Below are 19,302 nucleotides of genomic sequence, written 5' to 3'. Positions count from 1 at the left end.
ATCGGAGGAGGCCCCGTGGGACGGGTGATCGTAGAGCAGATTGTCAGCGCCGATGGGTACACCGCCCGCACCGACGGAGACATCTCGTGGTTCGAGAACGCGGACTTCTCCGAGACCGAGGACGATCAACTCCAGATGCTGACCCGAGTCGAGGCGATTGTGCTCGGGGCCGCCACCTACCGCATGTTCGCCGCCTACTGGCCCGGTGCCGACGATTCAGCCGAACGGATCGCGGGACCGATCAACGCTCTGCCCAAGCACATCGTCTCCACCACGTTGGCAGAAGCGCCCTGGGGCAAGTTTACGCCGGCGATCGTGGAGCGCGGCGACGGGGCGCAGATCGTGGCCGAGCTGAGCCGGCGCTACACCGGGGACCTGGTGGTGTGGGGCAGTCTGATGCTCACGGACGCCTTGTTCGCGGCCGGCCTCGTGGACGTCCTGCGTCTGCGGATCGTTCCGGTGCTGATCGGCGCCGGGCGCCCCTTGGCTCCCACGGTGCGCGGTGACACCACGCTGGAGTTGGCCTCTGCCCTCTCCTTCCCCCATGGCCATGTGCGCACGGAGTACCACCTCGCCCGCGGCTAGGCCTCGGTCTCAGCCACGGCATCATCGTTGGCGCCGGTGTCCGGGCAGATAGCGTGCTCCGCGCTCGTCGAACGCACACCTACAGGAGGCGCGATGACCATGGGTCGAGCTCCGATCAGCGGGACCATCGCTATCGCCTGCGGCCTGCTGTTCGCTACCGCAGTGGTCCTCGCGCTGATGGACGTGCTGTCGTGGTTCACGGTGGCGAGCACGCTGATGACATTCGTGCTCACCATGCTCATCTGGCGCCGCTTTCAAGCTAGCGACTGCGAGTACCGCCAGCGCATGGAACGCCTGGACCAGCGACTGCGCGGAGAGCAGTAGTCCTCAGCCGGCAACCGGCCCTCCTCGCCCTGTACCCCGTCGACCGCACCGGCTGACGACCCACCGCTTCTGACCGGGCGGGTCCTACTCCCAGCCCGGCCCTCCTGGAACGTGGCCCGGCAGCTGCGCGTCGTCGGCGACCGCCAGCCGCACCCGGTAGGTCAGCAGCCGGTGCTCCGCCGAGCACCCCGGCAGCTGGGTGCCGGCGCCGGGAACCGCCGCGAGCCCCACGGCAACTTAGCTGCTGGGCAACGAGACTCCGAGTCGTCGTTCCTTTGCGAGGGAGCGGTCAACGCGCCTGGACGAATCGCGTCAAGCCGTAACTCGCGTGGGTCGGTATCGCTGGGCGACCGCCCCCGACCGCAACTCATGGCGGTCCACGAGCTCGAGCTGGATGCGCTCGCGCAGACCGGAGAGCAACGTCGGCCCGTGTCCGGCAAGAACCGGCTGCACCACGAACTCGTACTCGTCGATCAGTCCCAGATCCGCCAACGCCGTCGGGAGCGTCACGCCACCCACCCACAGGCCCTCGCCTGACTCCTGCTTCAGCCGCTGAACCGCTGGCCCCAAGTCGCCTCGCACCAGCTCGGCATTCCAATCGACCTCGCTCAGCGTGCTCGACACGACGTACTTCTTCACCCGGTCGATGGCCTCGGCGAACGGGATCTCCCACTCCTCCATCCAGTCCGGCCACGTGCCCGTGGTCGGCTTCCGCCACGCCGACTCCATCATCTCGTAGGTCACCCGGCCGAAGAGCAGTGCATCGGCCCGCTCCATCTCAGTGGTCCAGTAGCGCATCGACTCCTCGTCCGGGGGAAGTCCTGCCACGTGATGACAGCAACCGTCGAGCGTGACATTGATCGAGTATCGAAGTGGTCTCATCTCGTTGTTCTCCCTTGATGTGGCGCCGGCGCGTATGTCTCAGCGCCCGGCCTGCTCCGCGCCTGTCGCCCGCTCGTCGGCGGCGTGTTCGCGCTGGCGCTGGATCGCTCCGGCCACACGGTAGGACTCTGCGGCCGAGACCACCACCGACTCCGTACCGGTGCTGATGCGCACGCTCGGCCCGCCCACCAGGTAGCCGGTGGACCCGTCGTCCAGGCGGCGCCGGCCGACCTGCCACCACGGGGTGCGCGGTCCGACGGTCACCTCGGTGATCTGCTCGTACGCGATCTCGACGGTGCACCGACCCAGCCGAATGCGCACGGCCCGATCATCGAGCTGCAGGCTGAGCGATCTCAGCACCAGCCGGTTGAACGCGACGGCCCCGACCGCGACAACAAGCAACCGCCACAGGAGGACCGGCTCCAGCGGCACCGACGCGAGGGCCACTGGCATCACCGCGAAGATCACGGCGGCGATCGGGATACGGATGCGCCACGGCATGAACCGGGTGAACTCCGGTGTCCCCTGCTCCGCTCGATCGGTCATGCCTCATGATCGCCGACCACGCTGGCCGGGGGTAGACCCGGCGCCCGGTAGGGCAGGTGCCGCACCCCGATGGTCGAGCACGAAGTGCTCCCCTGCGCGCGGCCGTCAGGTCGTGCGAGCGGCCGCGGCAGCGGAGGTGTGACGGACGACGGTGATGGCGGTCGAGGTGTGGTGGCGATGACGATGGGAGGGGAGGTTGGGCGCGGGCGAGGCGCGCTGAAGAAGGTGTTGGTGAGAGGAAAGACCGACGTGTGGGGCAGCCCGTAGGGCATCACTCTCGCGCTTCCCGACTCGGCGCTGGCGCGCCTCCTCGCTCGCGCTCGTGGGTCTCTGCTGGCCTCCGACTCTCTGCTTCCTGAACCTGTCTCTGCTCTGAAGTCTCCACCGGGAGGGGCGGATCGAGGCACGGTGCGGGCGACGCGGCGAGGAACGCCATGGTGGACAGCCGGCGTCACCGGCTCGTCCGCTGGCGCGTCCTCGCCGTCTCGCCGACGAACGTGGCGGGCCCACTCCGTGGGCGATCCATCCCGGCACGCAGTGCTCGCTGTGCAGATGCTCGTCTGGCGGCTCCGCCGCCTGCGCTGCGGCGTCTCGGATGACGATGCGGCGCTCCCCCGCGCTGGCGCGCGGGCCGACTCCCACCACTCCGACTCGATGCTCTACACTCCCTGGGGCTCCGCCCCAGCCCCTCCGGGGCGTCACGTCAGGCGCACCGTGCAGGCGTCACGGGAGGCGTCCCGGTTCACGTCTCGCAGCCCGGCTGGCGCCGGTCTGATCCCTGATCCAACTCCGGCTCCGCCGGACCATCTGCGCTACGCGCTCCTCGGCAGCAGAGGCGTTCCGGCTGCGGACCGTGGGCGCTACGCGACCCGTGGCGGCGTGACGTTGTCCGGGGCATCGGGCGTCCCGCTACGCGGTCCGAGTGTCGTCTCGGGTCCCGGCTGGCGCCGGTCCGGTGCGGATCGAGTGCATGCTCCGGTGGTGGAGTCTCTGCTCGGCGCTGCGCGCCTGGCCGCCATGGTCTCCGACCCGTGAGGCGCCACGGGAGGCGCATCGGGTGACGTCTCGTGTCCGGCTCCGCCGGGCTGATCTCCGCGATGGATTGCTCGCTGCCGCGCATGGACTCTCCGTCTGCTCCGACTCGGAGTCCTGGCGATCTCTGGCGCTACGCGCCGCCCTGTTGTCGGTCTTCTCAGTTGCTGACTCGTAGGCGCTACGCGCTCCGTGACGACTTCTCCAGGTTGGTGCCTGTCTTCAAGTGCAGGCGCTAAGTGCTCGTCGGTCGCGTCGGTCTTCTCGGCGTCTGGCACGGGTTCGGGACGCTACGCGGGACGGGGCCGGCGTCACAGGGGCCGGTGCGGTTCACGGGGCGCTGCGCGTCTCGTGGTCCATCGGCACTGCGCGCCACGACTCGTGGATCCGGCACGGGGCTGCGCATCGGGAGACTTAGTGGTTCGCGTTCCGTGGAGTCTCCACGGTCGGCGTAGCCGTTGCCCATGGTGAGCGTCATGGTCTCGGTGACCAGCGGGCGCGTAGCGCCTATCGGATTCTGCACGCGATCTGCACGCCTGATGACGTCGGCCCGTCACGAGGACCTGCGCCTGCGGCGCACGCAGCTCTTTGCGTCGATGCGGCTCGGGAGTTGTTGAGGTTTGCGACTCGGAGCGGCCTCCGACGTGGAGAGGTTCTGGCCAGAACCAAGAGTCTTCCGTCAGCGAGCCGAAATGATGTAGCGGACCAGGATCAGGCTGGCACACATGTGTTCTGACGCGCACAAGTGTAGGGGTCGGGAGACCTCGTAGTGTTTTTGGGGGGTGGGGCTGGCAGGGGGCGCGTACACAGATTCGGACATCACCGCCCATTTGAACTTTCGACGCCTGCTAAAAGGCAACCGGTGTTTTCTGGACCCGCGTTCGACGCATGTTGGTTGGTATGAGACACGAGACATTCCTGCTGCCCCGCGTTGACGCGGCCGAGACGCACGACGCACAGTTCGGCAATACGTCCATTCTGTTCACCTCCACCGCCTCCTATAAAACTTCGTTCACCCTGCTGGTGACGAAGAAGGACGGCACGATCCGCGATGAGATCACCGGCCTGGACATGGACCACGCGGTCATCCGTAAGCACGCGAACAAGCGCCGCCAGCCAACCGTGGAGATTGCCGTCCACGACTTTTAGCTTCCACATGCAATTCCTTAGGTGGTTCTGCTGCCAAGAAGGCCACCGAAACACTTGAATGCCTGCCTTGGCGGGTACGATACCAACGCGCATGCGCCTTGACCGAACTGGGAGAAACATTCGAAGCGTCAAAATATATGGCGCAAATCCTTAATCATGCCACCTCTATTCAATGGGTTATTGAAGGTAGGTTGTCAGGGGATCAACTTAGAAAATGGGCGGTGCTGGACCCAGTTTTGGCGCCTATGTGGCGTCAAGTAGCAAAGGGACTTATCCCCGGCGGTGGTGGAAAGTACTTATGGGGTATTCTTTCCGAGAATTGGTCCTCCATTCCGTCCGACCACCCTCTTGTATTGGATTTACCGGCACCGTATTCTATTCCGGCCCTTTTTTTGGAAGCGTTAGTCCAGTCTTTAATGGGCTCGTTTTCGTTGTTGCTGTCAAGTTGGACTCGTAAGTGTAGATTTGGAGGATAATAAAATTGTGTTCTTTGCTTGTTCAACTGGGGTCCCGTGACCGCATTGGATGAAGCAAAGGAACTTCGATCTTTCTTTTTAACCGATCTGCATCTGCGCACGATGCCGTTCTACCGCCTTATCCAGGATGTGGATTTTGGACTCTTCGTCAGGATGGTGTTCCACGAGATGCGAGAACTCCCATGGGGCAACCGGTAGCGAGACGTGTTGAGGGAGGACGAGTAGTTTCCTGCTGCGCCGGCAGGCCCGTCGCTGGGGTGGCCGCCCGTTCGCCCCAGGCGGCCGAGTCTCAGCCCGCAACCATGCGATGCCCTCGGCGACGGAGACCCCAGGAGCCGTTCCATAGCCCAGCTGTACACGCGAATCTCTCACTAAACGAGAGATCGCCTTGCTGGTCTGCACGGACGACGCCGACGCCGCGAGCTCAACGACTGAGTCGATGAGCCGTGCACCCTGTCGCAGCCTGGGCAGACGCCCGTAGGCAAGGTGGGACGAGTTCTCGCATCTGTTTCTACTCGTCCTGAAGCGCCGATGACTGTTATTATGTAAAGTCATAAAGACTTTATCTGCGCTCTGCGCACATCGTATGGATCCGGGTAACGGTGCCAACGCTCCCCCGAGCGGCTCCTGACCTGGTCTGACTCGGCCGGAGCACCGCAGGGCGCGGTGTCGAGCATGGTGTGCAGAGCCGCCACCTTCGCGGTCTCACTGCCGCGCCCGCCATTCACTGATGCGAACATGATGGTTCATGCTGTCCCTTGTTGCGGGGACATTGTGAACGCATCGCTCTTCTTCCGACCCGTGTGAGCCGTAAGGTTTCAAGGTCATGACCGATACCCACCGTGGTGGCTTCACCACCGCCGACGCCGGAGAAGCTGCCGAGACCTTGAGTCGGCTCATCGGCCGCGCCCAGGTCCAAGCACCTGCCAACGACAGCTTCGAGTTGGCCCTGTCCTGGGCCGTGGCCGGTCCGGTGATGTGCAGGCGGGCTCAGGTGGGGCGGGGCTCAACGGTGCGGATGGGCGTGGAGTCCCCGCAGACGATCAACATCGCCCAGGTGAGCGACGGGGCCATGACGGTGCGCGCCGGCGGCGACCACCACCGTCTCGGCCCCGGCCCGTATCGGATGCCCCAGGACCGGTTCACCTCCACCATGGAGGCCACCGATCTGAGCATCGTGGCCGTGGACCACGCCTGGGTCCAGGACTACGCCGGCGAGCTGCTGCAACTGGAGGACTTCCGGCTTCGCCTCACCGGCACCAGCCCTCATCACCAGGCCGCCGCCGCCTACTGGGCCGACGCTGTGGGCTACCTGCGCGAGGTGCTCAACGATGCCGAAGCGGTCAAGGTGCCCCTCATCGTCGCTGAAGCTCAACGCCGGGTGGCCACCGCGCTGCTCTGCTGCTTCCCCAGCACCTTTACCGACCACGCCCTGCCCAACGAGACCAGCACCCGCCTGCCCGGCCCCGTCCGTCGAGCAGTGACCTACATCGACGAGCACCTGGGCGAACCAATCGAGCTGGCCCACCTCGCCGCGGCCGCCCGCATCCCGACCCACCAGCTGGTCATCGCCTTCCGCCAGCACCTGGGCACCACTCCGGGAGGTTATCTGCGCACGGCCCGCCTGGACGCCGCCCACCACGACCTTCTCGAGGCGGACCTGACCCGCGGGGACACCGTGGGAGCGATCGCCTACCGGTGCGGCTTCACCAACCTGGCCCGGTTCGCCACCGATTACCGCACACAGTACGGACGCACCCCCACCGAGACTTTGCACTCCTAGAGATCTCCCCGATCGCCATTGATCACCATTCATTGGAGCCACGCCGGGGAGGCGGACAACACTTGAACGCATCGCATAAGGCGCGATCGAGAGACGGCCGTGCCACAACCCCCGGCAAGAGACTCCCGTGGGCGAACCCCTAGTGCAACGTCATTCCGGTGGAAAGTGGCCGGTAGTCCGCCATTTGTAGAGCGGAGGGGCCGAGCCGCTCCTGTATCCATTGTCACGAACAGATCAGCAGCTGTTCGGGCAGTCCTTGGCGTGCTGCTGGACCAGTGGCCGAGCTTGGCTGGTCACAGTTGCTCGGGGGTGACCGGGAAGCGTTGCTGGTAGGCCGGGAGCAGGGCGGGGTAGTAGTCGCGCTCGAAGTCGATCGCGGCGACGTCCCCGCCCGTCTCGGCCGCCACCAGTCGGTCCAGGTAGTAGTCCCAGCCGGGCCCGATGTTGTGCGCCCACTCCGGTTTCGGCAGAATCTGGCCGAAGTGCAGTGTCGTGCCGGAACCGTCCTCGGTGAGCCGGATCTCCACCCTCCAGTCGTGGTCCTGCCCGTCCAGGCCCTCGCTGCGGGCGCGGGTGCGCAGCAGCCGCGGGGGCTCGCAGGCCTCGATGTGGTGTTCTTCCTCGGGCATGCCGTCCTCGGCGGTCATCCGGAAGGTGACGCTGCCGGAGGCCGGGTCCCCGCTCCAGGTGCCGATCCAGCGCCCGAGGCGTTCAGGGTCTGTGACGGCGGCCCACACGTCCTCGATGGGGGCCTTGAAGTGGCGGGTGAGCACGATCCAGTCACCGTCCTGGCGGGTCTCGGGCCGGCCGGTGGCCTGTGGTGTCGTCATCCTGCGTCCTTCCTCTCGGTGCGGGCCGACCGGGCCTGCCGCTCGGCGGTCCGGTCGCGGGTGGTGCGGCGGACCTCGAGGTCGAGTCCGTCCAGGACGTGCTCCGGGACCCGTGGTGTCCGGGCGTTGAGCTCGCCGAGCAGGGCAGCGACCGGTTCCAGGGCGGCGGGCAGCAGCCTGTAGTGGCGTTCCCGACCCTGCGTGAGCCCGGCGACGAGGCCCGCGTCGCCGAGCACCTTCAGGTGTCTGCTGACCGCGGGACGGCTGATGTCGTGATCGGCCGCGAGGTCGACCACCCGAGCGGGCCCCTCGGCCAGGCGCCGCAGCAGGGCCCGCCGCACCGGGTCCCCCAGAGCCATGAACACGTCCACGACTCTTATGGTAACCAGCCAGTTACCAATCCGCCAGATGTCGCGCAAGGCTGCCGCGGGGCATGCTTCACGGCGGTATCAGCACCGGGGACCGCGGCGGGGCCCTTGTAGGTGATCGGGGACGGAGATCCCCCTGGCTCCTGCGGCACGGCGTCACGGCTCCGGCCCGAGTCGACAACACGCTGTACTCGTGCGCCTGGCACACCGGACGGCAGGCGTGTTTCACAAGCCAACCGGAAGTGCATCGGCAGACGGAAGCACCCCCCGTTCTCCGCCCGGTGTCCTCCGAAGCAGTGGCTGTGGTCCTCCTGCGGGGCCTCGATCGAAAATTCCGTGCGATTGAGCACCCTTGTGGTGGGAGGGCCCATGGTGAGCGCGGGTTTTGCGACTCTGTTGGGAGAACATCACCGCAGGTGGGCAGGATCGGCAGCGGGACAGCGCGGCCGGCACCGGCGGAAGGAGGAGGAAACGGTGGACGATCCGTGGGGAGAAGAACAAGGACACCGGCTGGGTCAGGCACTGGTCCGGGCCGGGATCACCGTGGAGTCGATGTGGCTGTACTACCTACATCTGGGGGAACCGCCCACCGTCTGGAGATCGACGCCTATCTGCACCGGTGCTTGCGATTGCCCCGGGCGTAACGGGATCTGCTGGCGAAGGCCGCTAACACCCTCATCACGTGCACCCCGCCCTTGCAGGCTCCCTACAGCCACCAGCTCCACGAGGGACACGGGTTCACCGGCCATGAGGGACACGAGCTCACCAGCCACGAGCCCACCTGAAGCGCCGGCTCAGCGGCGCCTTCGACGGTCCGCCGGTGCAGTACCAGAGCCTCCTGCGGGAGCTTCCACCGCATCATGGTCATCGCTCACGACACACCGCCGTTGCCGGGGGCACACCAGGGCGTCCGCCTGACGGGAGGGTATTTCACGCCAAGCGGTGCTCGATCTCCGCGCCCATGCCAGCAGGAGAGGGCAGACGGGTGTACCAGACCTGATAGAGCCCCCCCCCGGCGACCGCTTCGGCCAGTTCCCCGGCATGCTTCGGCACCAGCGGCTCGAGCGTGGCCAGAGAGCCGGTAAGCGTGGGGAGCACCAGGAAGTCCATGCCGCCAGGCTGCCTACCGCAACAACACCCCCACACGCACCACCACGGTGTTGGTGAGATCGGGCCGGCCATCGGCAACGTTGACTGATCCCGCCCCCCGCGACGGGAACCGAAAGTCCCTGGGGGTCAGGAGGCCAGGATTACCCCGGTCAGTGCCGTAGCTGCCACGATGGCGGTGGAGGCCGCTCCCAGGACCACCGGGCGGGGGCCGACCTTCCGGAGTGAGCTCACCCGCACGCCCAGACCCAGGGCGAACATCGCCGTGGCGAGGCACATGCTCTCGAGGGTCTGCGCGCCCTCCAACACCGCAACGGGCACCAGTCCCGTGGAGGCCAGCATCATCATCGCCACGAAGCCCACGACGAACAGCGGCACCAGCGGGGGAAGGGTGCCGGCGGGCTTCTCCGCGGCACCGGCGGCGCGGCGAACCTGCCAGGCCAGCACGGCCATCACGGGGGCGAGCATCAGCACGCGTGCGAGCTTGACGACCACCGCTGCTGCCAGAGCCCCAGGACCCAGAGTGCTGCCGATGGCCACCACTTGGGCCACCTCATGGGTGGCCGCGCCCGCCCACAGTCCCGCCTGGTTCTCCCCCAGGCTCAGCAGCCCCGCCAGCAGCGGGACCGCAGGGATCATGAGGGTGCCGAAGAGAACAACGAGGCCCACCGCCACGGCCACGTCCTCCTCCTCCGCGTCGGTCACCCCCTCGACGGCGGCCACCGCCGCGGCCCCGCAGATGGAGAAACCGCAGGCGATGAGCAGCCGCTGAGCCGGGGGCACCCCCAACCGCTTCCCGACCCAGAGCGTGGCCAGGATGCCGATCCCCACCGTCGCCACCACGGTGAGCACCATGGGCGCGCCCAGCCCGAGGACCTCCTGCAGACCGACCTGCAACCCCAGCAGCACGATCCCCGCCCGCAGCACCGGTTTGGCGGCCAGCCCGACACCCGGGGCCAGCACCGCCGGCACCGCCATGGTGTTCGCCACCACCGCGCCTAACACGATCGCCACCAGCAACGCACTGAGCCCCGGCAGGACAGAGGCCACCACCGTGGCAACCCCCATGCCCACAGCGCAGAAGAGCAGACCGGGAACCCAGTGCCCACGGGCCCCTCTGCCGGTGATGGAGACGGGGGAAACCATGCTGGCCGGGGCTGGGTAATCCATGGGTTCCATCCTCCCCGGCGTACAGCACGGCCACCAGCCACCAGTTCGCCCTGGGGGCATATCATTAGTGATATGGACTGGCCGGATCTGCACGCCTTGGAATTGCTCGTCGCCGTGGGTGAGCTGGACAGTCTCAGCGCCGCTGCCCGCCGCACCGGCACCGCCCAACCCAATGCCAGCCGGACGGTGGCACGACTGGAGCGGCGCTGGGGGGTGCGCCTGCTGGAACGCTCGTCCCGGGGATCGACCCTCACCCCGGACGGCCGGCAGCTGGCGAACTCGGCCGAGCGCGTGCTGGCCCGCTGCCGCCAACTGCAGCAGGAAGTGGAACGGGTGCGCGGTGCCGCGGCCGGGCACGTGACCGCAGCCGCCTCGATCACGGTGGCCGAGTACCTGGCCCCGGCCTGGTTGGCGCAGTTCCGCCTCACCCACCCCGAGGTCGAACTGCGGCTGCAGGTGTGCAACTCGGCCGAGGTGCTGCGCCGGACTACCGCCGGAGAGGTCGACGTCGGATTCGTGGAAACACCCCAGCTGCCACCGGGACTGGGTGGGACCACCGTGGCCGTGGACCGGCTGCTGCTCGTGGTCACCGCCGACCACCCCTGGGCGGACCGCCCCGGAGGGATCGAGGCCGCGGAGCTGGCCGCGGAACCGCTCGTAGTGCGCGAGAGCGGCTCCGGAACCCGTTCCACCCTCGACCAAGCATTGGCCGGGCACGCCCTGGTGGCCCCGGCCATGGAACTCAGCAGCAACGCCGCAGTACTGGGGGCAGCCCGGGCCGGAGCGGGTCCGGCGGTGCTCAGCGAGCTGGTGGTGCGCGCAGAGGTCGAATCCGGACGGCTGCGCACCGTCCCCGTACACGACCGTCAACTCGAACGCAGGCTGCAGGCGGTGTGGCGCCCACCCCTACCCTCCGGCCCGGCGGCAGATCTCGTGGCTATCGCCGTGCCCGCTTCCCCCCTGACCACTTCAACGGCCCAGGCATGAACCCCAACTGCAATGTCGTTCTCGTAGAGCGGCTAATAACCGGCCATATGTAAAGCAGTAAAGACTTTATCTGCGTCCTGCGCATATCGTGAGGTTTCGGGTGATGACCTTGGTGCTCCCCCGATTGCCCTCTGACGTGGGATGACCCTGCTCAAGTACCGCACGGCGACGTAGCGTGTCTGGTGTGGTTGCTGCCGGGTTCGACTGGGCTGATTCGGCTTCCGACCTGGGTTTCTGTCGGTGCTGATTGCGTTGCACGCAATCTGTGTGCGAGGATCGCAATCCTCTTCTGAGCTCCGAGGATGACCCATGGGCCACGATGGCGAGAACGTGCGGTTCGTTCCTTTCGGCGGGCAAGCCCCCGATCCGGACGCCTTCCTGAGCACTGTCCTGGATGGATGGGGCGCTCAGCAGCGGGCGAAGGACTTCGCGCCGGCGACGATCGGCACCCGACGCCGTGTCGTGATGAGTCTGGTGGACTTCTCCGGGCGCTACCCGTGGGAATGGACGCTGGCAGATGCGGACGAGTTCTTCTCCCACGCCCGGGCGGTGCGCAACCTCTCCCACGGCACCGTGCGCTCCTACCAGGGAGCGATCAAGCTGTTCTGCGACTACGCCTGCGATCCGCACTACGACTGGTGCCAGCAATCCGCCAGGTCCTTCGGGCAGGTCTTCGCCCAGGTCGTGACCGAGCTCAACCGCCTCACCCACGCCCAGCCCACCGAGGCGCGCCCGGCCAAACGCCCCTTCACCCAGGCCGAGCTGCAGGAGCTGTTCGATCTGGCCGATCTGGAGGTCGAGCGGATCCTGGCCTCCGGGCGCAAGGGTGCGCTGGCCGCCTGGCGGGACGCGATCGCGTTCAAAACGGCCTACAGCTGGGGACTGCGCTCCAACGAACTGCGGCACCTGCAGGTCGTGGACTTCTCCTCCAACAACCGGGCGCCCTATCTCGGCGGCCACGGCGTGCTGCGCGTGCGCTGGGGAAAGTCCCACCGTGGCTCGGCGAAGAAGGTCCGCTCCGTGTTGACCGTGTGGCCCTGGTCCGCGGAGATGATCCAGGACTGGATCCGCAACGGGCTGCCCCGCTACGGGCAGCCGGTGAGCGACTTCTTCCCCACCAGCACCGGGGCGATCGTGGGCGAATCGCATCTGCTCGGGAGGCTGCGAGGCTTCATCGATGAACTCGGTTTCCCGCCCGGGCTCGACCTGCACTCCTTCCGCCGCTCCTACGCGACGCAGCTGATCACCGGGGCCGGCTTCGACGTCACCTTCGTCCAACTCCAGCTGGGCCACGAACACGCCGCGACGACCTCGATCTACTCCCTGCCCTCCCCCGACTACCAGCGCCTGGCCCTGGAACGGGCCCACGACCGCACCATCCAGGCAGCCCTCGGGCTGCCCGCACCCAGGAGAACCCCATGAGCACACGCGAGATCACCTACACCTGGCGAGTCCGCGAGATCATGGCACGCCGCGGCGTGCACACCGCCAAAGACCTCACCGAGCTACTGCACGAACGCGGCATCACCCTCACCGCCAACGCGGTATGGCGCATCGTGACCCAGCAGCCCGAGCGGATCTCCTTCAAGGTCCTCGTCGCCCTCTGCGACGCCCTCGAGGTCACGCCCAACGACCTGATCACCTACACGGCCACCGACGCCAAGACCATCCGGCAACACCATGCGGCCGCCGGTGAAGACCTCCCCGACCTTCGCCACTACCGCCCCGTGCGCGCCCGGATCATCGACGACGACAATGACTGACCCCTGGCGCCCGGCCACCGACGGCAACGGATCCGCCCGGCCACCCACGCTCACCGGCCTCCCCACCCCGAACAAACGCGGCCGACCCCGCTCGACCGGCCCCCACGCCTGCGACCGCTGCCACCAGCAGGTCGCCAAGATCCGCCTCCACTGGCCCGACGGAGCCATCTGCGGGGCCTGCTTCACCGACGCCACCCACACCTACGGCACCTGCCCGCACTGCCGGGAACACCGCATGCTCCCAGGCCGCTCCCCCGGCCGAGAGCCCATCTGCCGTGACTGCGCCGGCATCACCACCGCCCTGACCTGCACCCGCTGCCACCGCGAAGCCGAGAGATTCCGCACCGGGCTCTGCATCCGCTGCGCTCTCACCGACGATCTCACCACCGTGCTCGCCCCCGGCGACGACCTCCGTCTGCACCGGCTCATCAAAGTGCTCACCGGAACCCAACGGCCCGAGAGCGTCTACACCTACATGCGCCCAGGCACCCCGGCCAGGACCCTGCTGGATGCCATTGGCGCCCGCGAACTGGCGCTCACCCACGAAGCCTTCGACCGTCTCCCCCGCTCGAACGCCGCCGAACACCTCCGGGCACTGCTCGTCCACCACCACATGATGCCCACCCGCGGCGACGAGACCCTCGCACGGTTCGAACACTGGCTCGCCGCCAGGATCGCCGCCCTGCCCGAGGACGGCACGGCCCACCTCATCGAACGCTTCGCCACCTGGCACCACCTCCAGCGCATCCGCGCGAAGGCAGCCGAGCCCGACACCGATCTCGAGGCCGCCACCGGCGCGGCCAAACAGGAGATCACCGAAGCCGGGAAGCTCCTCATCTGGTTGCGCGCACACCACCACGCCACCGCCCAAGAACTGCGGCAACTCCACATCGACGACTACCTCAGCGACGGGCCCAGCACCCGCAAGCACATCCGCGCCTTCATCCGCTGGCTCGACCACGACCAAGATCGCCGCACCGGCGCACTTCAGGTGCCTTTCCGCAACGCCCACTCCACGCCCATGATCACCCAATCACAGCGCCTCGAGCTCCTCCGGAACTGCCTCGAACACCGCCAGGTCACCAGGTCCACCCGCCTGGCCGGGCTGATCCTGCTGCTGTGGGCCCACCCCCTGAACAAGATCGTCCTGCTCCGCCGGGAGCACCTCACGGTCACCCCGCACGGCATGCTCCTCACCCTGGGGACCACCCCGGCAGCCATTCCCGAAGCGCTCACCGAGGTGTTCTGGCAGCACCTGCACAATCCCGAGAACCAGAACACCGTCAATACCGGCACGCAATGGCTGTTCCCCGGCATCCGAGCAGGCCGGCACCTGCACCCGAACACTCTCTCCGGCAGGCTCAAAGTCCTCGGCATCGACGCCCAACGGGCCCGCAACGCCACGCTGCGGGACCTGACCCAAGAAGTCGACGCACGAACCCTGATCGACCTCCTCGGCTACGGCCCCGGCGTCATCGCCCAGCACGCCGCTCGAGCCGCCACACCGATGTCCGACTACATCGACCTGAAGCGCCAACAGCCCCAATGACCTGCGATTACCGAAGAACCGGATAACGCACTTCCCCATCAACCGACCCCATTCTGGTCATGCGCCGGAGTGGTGCGAATGACATATCAAAAAATCCGGCCTATGGGGTCACGTCACGGATCTGTTCCGGCGGCGGGACTTCCGCACGATCAACCCCATCAACGACGCTGCGGGTCAGTACACCGGCCTGGATCAGCCACCGCTGGGGACCCGACCGGCCTGCCGACCACGACCTACTTACCCGCGGAGCCCCTGACTGTCCCCCCTGGAAGTGATGGACGGGCTCAGTGGATGTTCTGGTTGATGCGGAAGAGGTTGTCGGGGTCGTAGCGGCGTTTCACCGTCAGAAGCCGGTCGTAGTTCTCGCGGTAGCTGGCGCGTACCCGGTCTTGTCCTTCTTCCATCATCATGTTCACGTAGGCGCCCCCGAGTGAGTGCGGGTGGATGGCGTCCCAGTAGTCGACGGCCCACTCGCGCAACTCCGCGGCCTTGGCGGGGTCGGAGTCGACCCCGGCGATCACCATTCCCCACGTGGCCTCGCGGTAGCTGAACGCGGTGTCGGTACGGTCGGGCCGGTGAGCGGCACCGTCGATCGGATACAGGTGCATCGTCGACTGCGCCGTCGGCAGCGACGATCCGTACTGGGCGTGCAGTTCCACCGCGTCGTCGGGTATCTCGCGGATGAAGTCGGCCCGCCAGTACCACTGGTCACCCGGTGGATAGAGACCGTCGAAGGCCGACTGCAGCACCGGGTAAGGCATCGGTTGCACCCCGTCCAGAGCCGGTTGCAGCGCCCGGGCCGGGGAAAGCGCGGCCTCGGCGTCCTCCGCCGGCCCGGTCCAGCACCACACCACTCCGCACATCTTCTGCAGGTGTAGCTCTTCGGGGAACGGGGGGACGGGCGGGACCGTGAGGAAGGCGAAGAAGCCATTGAGGTCCTCCGGGGCCGAGGGCAGGAAGTCGCGGTACCAGCGCAGCAGCTCGGCGGCCCGGTCGAGCGGCCAGAGCATGGGGCCGGCTACGACCATGTCAAGCGGGTGCAGCCGGAACGTGAACGACGTGACCACCCCGAAGTTGCCGCCGCCGCCGCGCAACGCCCACAGCAGGTCCGGGTGGTTTTCGGGGTCCGCTGTGACGAAGCTGCCGTCAGCGAGGACCACATCGGCCGCCAACAGGTTGTCGATGGTCAGGCCGAACTTTCGACTGAGGTGGCCGAGGCCGCCACCGAGGGTCAGTCCGCCGACGCCGGTCGTGGAGATGATCCCGGAGGGGCAGGCCAGGCCGAAGGCGTGCGCAGCGTGGTCGACATCGCCCCACCGTGCCCCTCCCTCGACCACGGCGTAGGCGGCGGCCGGGTCAACGCGCACCCCGTTCATGGGGGCGAGGTCCAGCACGATTCCGCCCTCGACGGTACCCAGACCGGGCCCGTTGTGCCCGCCGCCGCGGATGGCCAGATCCATCCCCGCGTCCCGGGCGGTGTTGACCCCGGCGATCACGTCGGCGACGTCGTGGCACTGGAGGACCAGCGCCGGTCGTTTGTCGATCATCGCGTTGTACACCGCGCGGGCCTCGTCGTAGCCGGGATCACCGGACTGATACATCTGTCCGCGCACCTGGCTCCGCAAGCGCTCCAGAACCTCGGGCGCGAGCGTGCCGGCAGCAGTGGAATCGTCAGTCATGACGACATCTCCTTATGCGTGTGGTGTGCAATTCGCGCAGCGGATCGGGTCGATCCCCTGGCCCAACACGACCGAAGCGCCGGGACACGTTGCTGCGCCGGTGCGCACTGAGATGAAACCAGTGCCCTGAGAGGTCGACCGGGATGCGCGTCACACAACAGCTCAGCCGGTGATCCATGGCATGGTCTTGGCGCCCTCACCGTCCAGGCTACGAGCAACGACTTGCGGGCGGCCCATCTGTGCTCGGATCTCAACCTGTGACGAGCCACCGCTCCCACGGCAGAAATGTCGACATGAGCCACAGATCCTGATTAGAACTGCTGAAACCATTTTCGGTCGGCGCCCGACCATGAAAGTGCGCGCTGACTGGGCCCCTTCCACAGATCGAGGCGCCGAGTACCACACGTTGCATGTCTCGGCCGGCCCGAAACCTGATTGCAGCCGGCACCAAGTGACTCCCGTCAGAGGGATGCCTCGTTCTGTGTGGCACGGCCCAGGCCACTCATGGCGTGCTGGTGCGTCAGCCCCCGTGACTTGATGGCCGGTAGCTGGCCATATGTAACGCATCGCTAGGTTTGCTTGTCTTTCCCTCTGCCTCCCGGTCGGGGCCCGTCCCGCCACGCTCGACCATCGCCCCGGAGATCCGGGGGCGCATTTGTCGACGCGGCCTGTCCCGCCGTGTCCCCTGGTGTCAACGACGTCGCATCTGCTCAGTATTTGCCCGTCGTCGACACCTGGTGATTCGTTCCTTTTCGGGGCAGTGCGACAGGAATCCTAGGTGTCTCCACGGCCTCGTCCCGTATCGGCGCAGGACCTTCAGCAGCCGTGGAGGCGGGCGGGGGTTCAGCGCTCGAGGGTCCAGCGCGGGGGAACCCCGTAGGCCTCGCGGTAGGCGCCGGCGAAGCGGCCCGGGTGGGGGAAGCCCCATCTGATCGCGATCGCTCTGACCGTGTCCCCGGTCGTGGGATCACCATGGAGGAGGTCTTCGTGGGCGCCGGCCAGCCGCACCCGCCGGAGGTACTGGGCCGGGGTGAGGCCCAGGGGGTGGTTGGCCCGGAAGGCCCGCACCAGGGCGGTCGTGGTGGTGTTCGCGGCGAGGGCGGCGTCCTCGACGGTGATGGGCCGTTGGGCGTTGTCGTCGAGGAACGCCACGGCGATCCGGTAGCGGCGGGCCTGGGCGGCCATCGACAGTGACCGGGTTTCACGGTCCCCGGTCAGCGGGAAGCACTCCAGCATGCCCACCGCCAGACGACGGGTGAGGTCCGTACGCACCAACGGTTCCTCCAGGAGTGCGGCGGCCGCGGCCTCGGCGGCCCAGCCGACCAGCCCGGACCAGTAGTGTCCCAGGGCCGGGCTGGCCGGGCGGGAGGAGACGAAGGCCACCGGGGTGTGCTCGAGGCCGTAGACCGTGTCGGCTACCTCCTGCAGTACGGCCGCGGTGAGGTAGATGTTGGTGGCCTCCAAGGCCCTGGCCACGACCAGGGCCGGGTGTCCGGGACGGAACAGGACCGGGTGCCCCAGCCCGGAGCCCTGGTCGTCGGAGGTCGACCAGTCGTAGCGGGCCCCGCGCACCTGGGCCACCCCGAAGACCTCGGTGTCGCCCCAGGTGGAGAATTCACCACCCATGGACAGCCGGGCCACGCTCACGTGCTCGTTCCCGTCCCGGGTCTCCCGGTAGGAGAAACCGGGCCCGGCCGGGTCGAAGGAGAACCGCACCCCCAGCTGGGCGAACAGCTCCGTCACGGCCTCCGGCTCGCTGGCGGTGGCCTCGTGGTGGATCGGCCGGCTCATCGGCTTGCCCCCTCCTCGGCCCGTCCCGCAGTGTTGTCGGTCTTCCCGCGGGCAGCGCGTGCTCTCCCGCCCCCGGGCCGTGATCACCGGCAGCGGTGACGGCCACTGCGCCGGGAACCCCCTCCGGGAGCACGCCGGTGGATATGTTCGTGCCAGTCTAGGCGCGCACCAGCCCCCAGCAGGGGCCTCAGCAGTCAGCGGAGCGTCACCGATGCCCCGCTGACAAGGCCCAACCGGGCCCCCCTTCAGGGCGGGGGCAGGTGCGGAGGCGCGTTCAGGTGTGCAGGGTGGCCGAGGGCGCCTGCCCGTAGCGGTCGCGGTAGGCGGCGGCGAACCGCCCCGGATGGGCGAATCCCCAGCGGGCGGCGATCACCGCCACGCTCACCCCCGCAGTGGGATCGGCGGCCACCAGATCGGCGTGGGCGGCCTCCAGCCGCCTCATCCGCAGATACCCCAGCGGCGTGGTCCCCTGCTCACGCCGGAAGGCCGCTGGCAGCCCCCGGGGGCTCATCCGGGCGGCTGCGGCGATCTCAGCGATCCCGATCGGCTCGCCCAGGTGGGCCTCGATGAACGCCACCGCCCGCCGCACCCCCCGGGAACCGGGCCGGGGCTCTGGGACGGGGGCCCGGTGGCGCTCCACGAACGAGTTCGGGAAGGTGTGCAGCAGGGCGGTGACCAGAGACCGGGTCATCTCTGCTTGCAGCAACGGGTTGATCATGACCTCGTCACCAGACTGCAAGCTCCGGGACAGATGGGTGACGCCGACCGACCAGTACCGGCCCAGGGCCGGACTCACCGGGCCGGCTCCGGTGAACTCCAGGCGCAACGTCTCGGACCCCGACAGGGCCCGGGCCTGGTCCTGGACCACCGCAGCGTCCAGGGACAGCGACAGGATGTCCAGACCCTCCCACCAGCTCAGATACGGACCCCGGGGCAACAAGAACGGGCCCTGGCACGCCAGGACGTCCCGGCCACTGGAAACGTTGACCGACCCTCCCAGCACCTGCCCGACCCGCAGCACCCCGGGATGCTCCCCGACCCCGCCCGCCGGAGCCCCTTGCCAGCACACCCGTTCCAGGCTCACCGGCCCGACCCCGGCCGTGGACACGCGCATGGCGAAATCCTCGTCCGATCCCCGGCGCGCCCCCTGGACGGCATAGACCTGCTCCAGCACAGCCAGGCCCTCAGCCCGGTCGCGGGTGTCAAACGCCGACCGCTGCACCTTTTCCACCATGCCCAAGACGCTACGTCCCACCAGCGGTTCCGTCGACGCCCTGCCCC

At 67.8% G+C, this 19,302-nt stretch carries 18 protein-coding genes; 8 read left to right on the top strand and 10 right to left on the bottom strand.

The window, feature by feature from the left end:
- Nucleotides 1-15 precede the first annotated feature (15 nt).
- Both ACH9D2_RS18740 and ACH9D2_RS18735 read left to right on the top strand, forming a co-directional pair.
- Entirely contained in the window at nucleotides 16-585 is a 570-nt protein-coding gene (locus ACH9D2_RS18740) for a dihydrofolate reductase family protein (RefSeq protein ID WP_396364339.1), read from the top strand.
- Between the two features lie 93 nt (nucleotides 586-678).
- Nucleotides 679-909 carry a hypothetical protein gene (locus ACH9D2_RS18735; protein ID WP_396364338.1) on the top strand — a complete coding sequence of 77 codons (231 nt, stop codon included), beginning with the start codon at nucleotides 679-681 and terminating at the stop codon, nucleotides 907-909.
- Between the two features lie 84 nt (nucleotides 910-993).
- Here the strand turns inward: ACH9D2_RS18735 and ACH9D2_RS18730 are convergent, their stop codons facing one another.
- The 3 genes from ACH9D2_RS18730 to ACH9D2_RS18720 all read right to left on the bottom strand — a co-directional run bounded on the left by ACH9D2_RS18730 (nucleotide 994) and on the right by ACH9D2_RS18720 (nucleotide 2,337).
- Entirely contained in the window at nucleotides 994-1,140 is a 147-nt protein-coding gene (locus ACH9D2_RS18730; protein WP_396364337.1) for a hypothetical protein, read from the bottom strand.
- An 81-nt stretch (nucleotides 1,141-1,221) separates the two neighbouring features.
- On the bottom strand, nucleotides 1,222-1,791 hold the full coding sequence (locus tag ACH9D2_RS18725) for a dihydrofolate reductase family protein (RefSeq protein WP_396364336.1): 570 nt from the start codon (nucleotides 1,789-1,791) through the stop codon (nucleotides 1,222-1,224).
- A 39-nt stretch (nucleotides 1,792-1,830) separates the two neighbouring features.
- Complete coding sequence (locus ACH9D2_RS18720; protein ID WP_396364335.1) at nucleotides 1,831-2,337, bottom strand: hypothetical protein; 507 nt, start codon at nucleotides 2,335-2,337, stop codon at nucleotides 1,831-1,833.
- 1,932 nt (nucleotides 2,338-4,269) lie between these two features.
- Between ACH9D2_RS18720 and ACH9D2_RS18715 the strand changes: the two genes are divergently transcribed.
- Nucleotides 4,270-4,518, top strand: a complete 249-nt coding sequence (locus ACH9D2_RS18715; RefSeq protein ID WP_396364334.1) for a hypothetical protein — start codon at nucleotides 4,270-4,272, stop codon at nucleotides 4,516-4,518.
- Nucleotides 4,519-5,820: 1,302 nt separating this feature from the next.
- Nucleotides 5,821-6,777 carry an AraC family transcriptional regulator gene (locus ACH9D2_RS18710; RefSeq protein WP_396364333.1) on the top strand — a complete coding sequence of 319 codons (957 nt, stop codon included), beginning with the start codon at nucleotides 5,821-5,823 and terminating at the stop codon, nucleotides 6,775-6,777.
- A 293-nt stretch (nucleotides 6,778-7,070) separates the two neighbouring features.
- Here the strand turns inward: ACH9D2_RS18710 and ACH9D2_RS18705 are convergent, their stop codons facing one another.
- The 4 genes from ACH9D2_RS18705 to ACH9D2_RS18690 form a co-directional block, all read right to left on the bottom strand.
- On the bottom strand, nucleotides 7,071-7,607 hold the full coding sequence (locus ACH9D2_RS18705) for an SRPBCC domain-containing protein (RefSeq protein WP_396364332.1): 537 nt from the start codon (nucleotides 7,605-7,607) through the stop codon (nucleotides 7,071-7,073).
- Complete coding sequence (locus ACH9D2_RS18700; RefSeq protein ID WP_396364331.1) at nucleotides 7,604-7,978, bottom strand: metalloregulator ArsR/SmtB family transcription factor; 375 nt, start codon at nucleotides 7,976-7,978, stop codon at nucleotides 7,604-7,606. Before ACH9D2_RS18700 ends, ACH9D2_RS18705 begins: the two co-directional genes overlap by 4 nt.
- A gap of 927 nt (nucleotides 7,979-8,905) precedes the next feature.
- Nucleotides 8,906-9,085 (bottom strand): hypothetical protein, encoded by a 180-nt coding sequence (locus tag ACH9D2_RS18695; RefSeq protein ID WP_396364330.1) that lies wholly within the window; start codon nucleotides 9,083-9,085, stop codon nucleotides 8,906-8,908.
- Nucleotides 9,086-9,211: 126 nt separating this feature from the next.
- Nucleotides 9,212-10,228: a putative sulfate exporter family transporter gene (locus tag ACH9D2_RS18690; RefSeq protein ID WP_396364329.1), complete on the bottom strand. Its 1,017-nt coding sequence runs from the start codon at nucleotides 10,226-10,228 to the stop codon at nucleotides 9,212-9,214.
- 96 nt (nucleotides 10,229-10,324) lie between these two features.
- Between ACH9D2_RS18690 and ACH9D2_RS18685 the strand changes: the two genes are divergently transcribed.
- The 4 genes from ACH9D2_RS18685 (at nucleotide 10,325) to ACH9D2_RS18670 (ending at nucleotide 14,551) form a co-directional block, all read left to right on the top strand.
- Complete coding sequence (locus tag ACH9D2_RS18685) at nucleotides 10,325-11,239, top strand: LysR substrate-binding domain-containing protein (RefSeq protein ID WP_396364328.1); 915 nt, start codon at nucleotides 10,325-10,327, stop codon at nucleotides 11,237-11,239.
- 309 nt (nucleotides 11,240-11,548) lie between these two features.
- Entirely contained in the window at nucleotides 11,549-12,661 is a 1,113-nt protein-coding gene (locus ACH9D2_RS18680) for a tyrosine-type recombinase/integrase (protein WP_396364327.1), read from the top strand.
- Nucleotides 12,658-13,002 (top strand): helix-turn-helix domain-containing protein, encoded by a 345-nt coding sequence (locus ACH9D2_RS18675; protein ID WP_396364326.1) that lies wholly within the window; start codon nucleotides 12,658-12,660, stop codon nucleotides 13,000-13,002. Before ACH9D2_RS18680 ends, ACH9D2_RS18675 begins: the two co-directional genes overlap by 4 nt.
- A complete protein-coding gene (locus ACH9D2_RS18670; RefSeq protein ID WP_396364325.1) occupies nucleotides 12,995-14,551 on the top strand; it encodes a hypothetical protein in 1,557 nt (518 codons plus the stop codon). The genes ACH9D2_RS18675 and ACH9D2_RS18670 overlap by 8 nt, the downstream gene beginning before the upstream one ends.
- A 284-nt stretch (nucleotides 14,552-14,835) precedes the next feature.
- Here the strand turns inward: ACH9D2_RS18670 and ACH9D2_RS18665 are convergent, their stop codons facing one another.
- The 3 genes from ACH9D2_RS18665 to ACH9D2_RS18655 all read right to left on the bottom strand — a co-directional run bounded on the left by ACH9D2_RS18665 (nucleotide 14,836) and on the right by ACH9D2_RS18655 (nucleotide 19,255).
- Nucleotides 14,836-16,230 (bottom strand): FAD-binding protein, encoded by a 1,395-nt coding sequence (locus ACH9D2_RS18665; protein WP_396364324.1) that lies wholly within the window; start codon nucleotides 16,228-16,230, stop codon nucleotides 14,836-14,838.
- An 843-nt stretch (nucleotides 16,231-17,073) separates the two neighbouring features.
- A complete protein-coding gene (locus ACH9D2_RS18660; protein ID WP_396361177.1) occupies nucleotides 17,074-18,021 on the bottom strand; it encodes a helix-turn-helix domain-containing protein in 948 nt (315 codons plus the stop codon).
- A 274-nt stretch (nucleotides 18,022-18,295) separates the two neighbouring features.
- The gene (locus ACH9D2_RS18655; protein WP_396361176.1) at nucleotides 18,296-19,255 is read right to left on the bottom strand and encodes a helix-turn-helix domain-containing protein; all 960 of its coding nucleotides are present in this window, start codon (nucleotides 19,253-19,255) and stop codon (nucleotides 18,296-18,298) included.
- Nucleotides 19,256-19,302: the final 47 nt, after the last annotated feature.

Source organism: Kocuria rhizosphaericola (assembly GCF_044462205.1).
Taxonomy (GTDB): Bacteria; Actinomycetota; Actinomycetes; order Actinomycetales; family Micrococcaceae; genus Kocuria; species Kocuria rhizosphaericola.
Note: the sequence above shows the minus strand (reverse complement) of the source record. Positions and strands in the feature narration are given on the sequence as shown.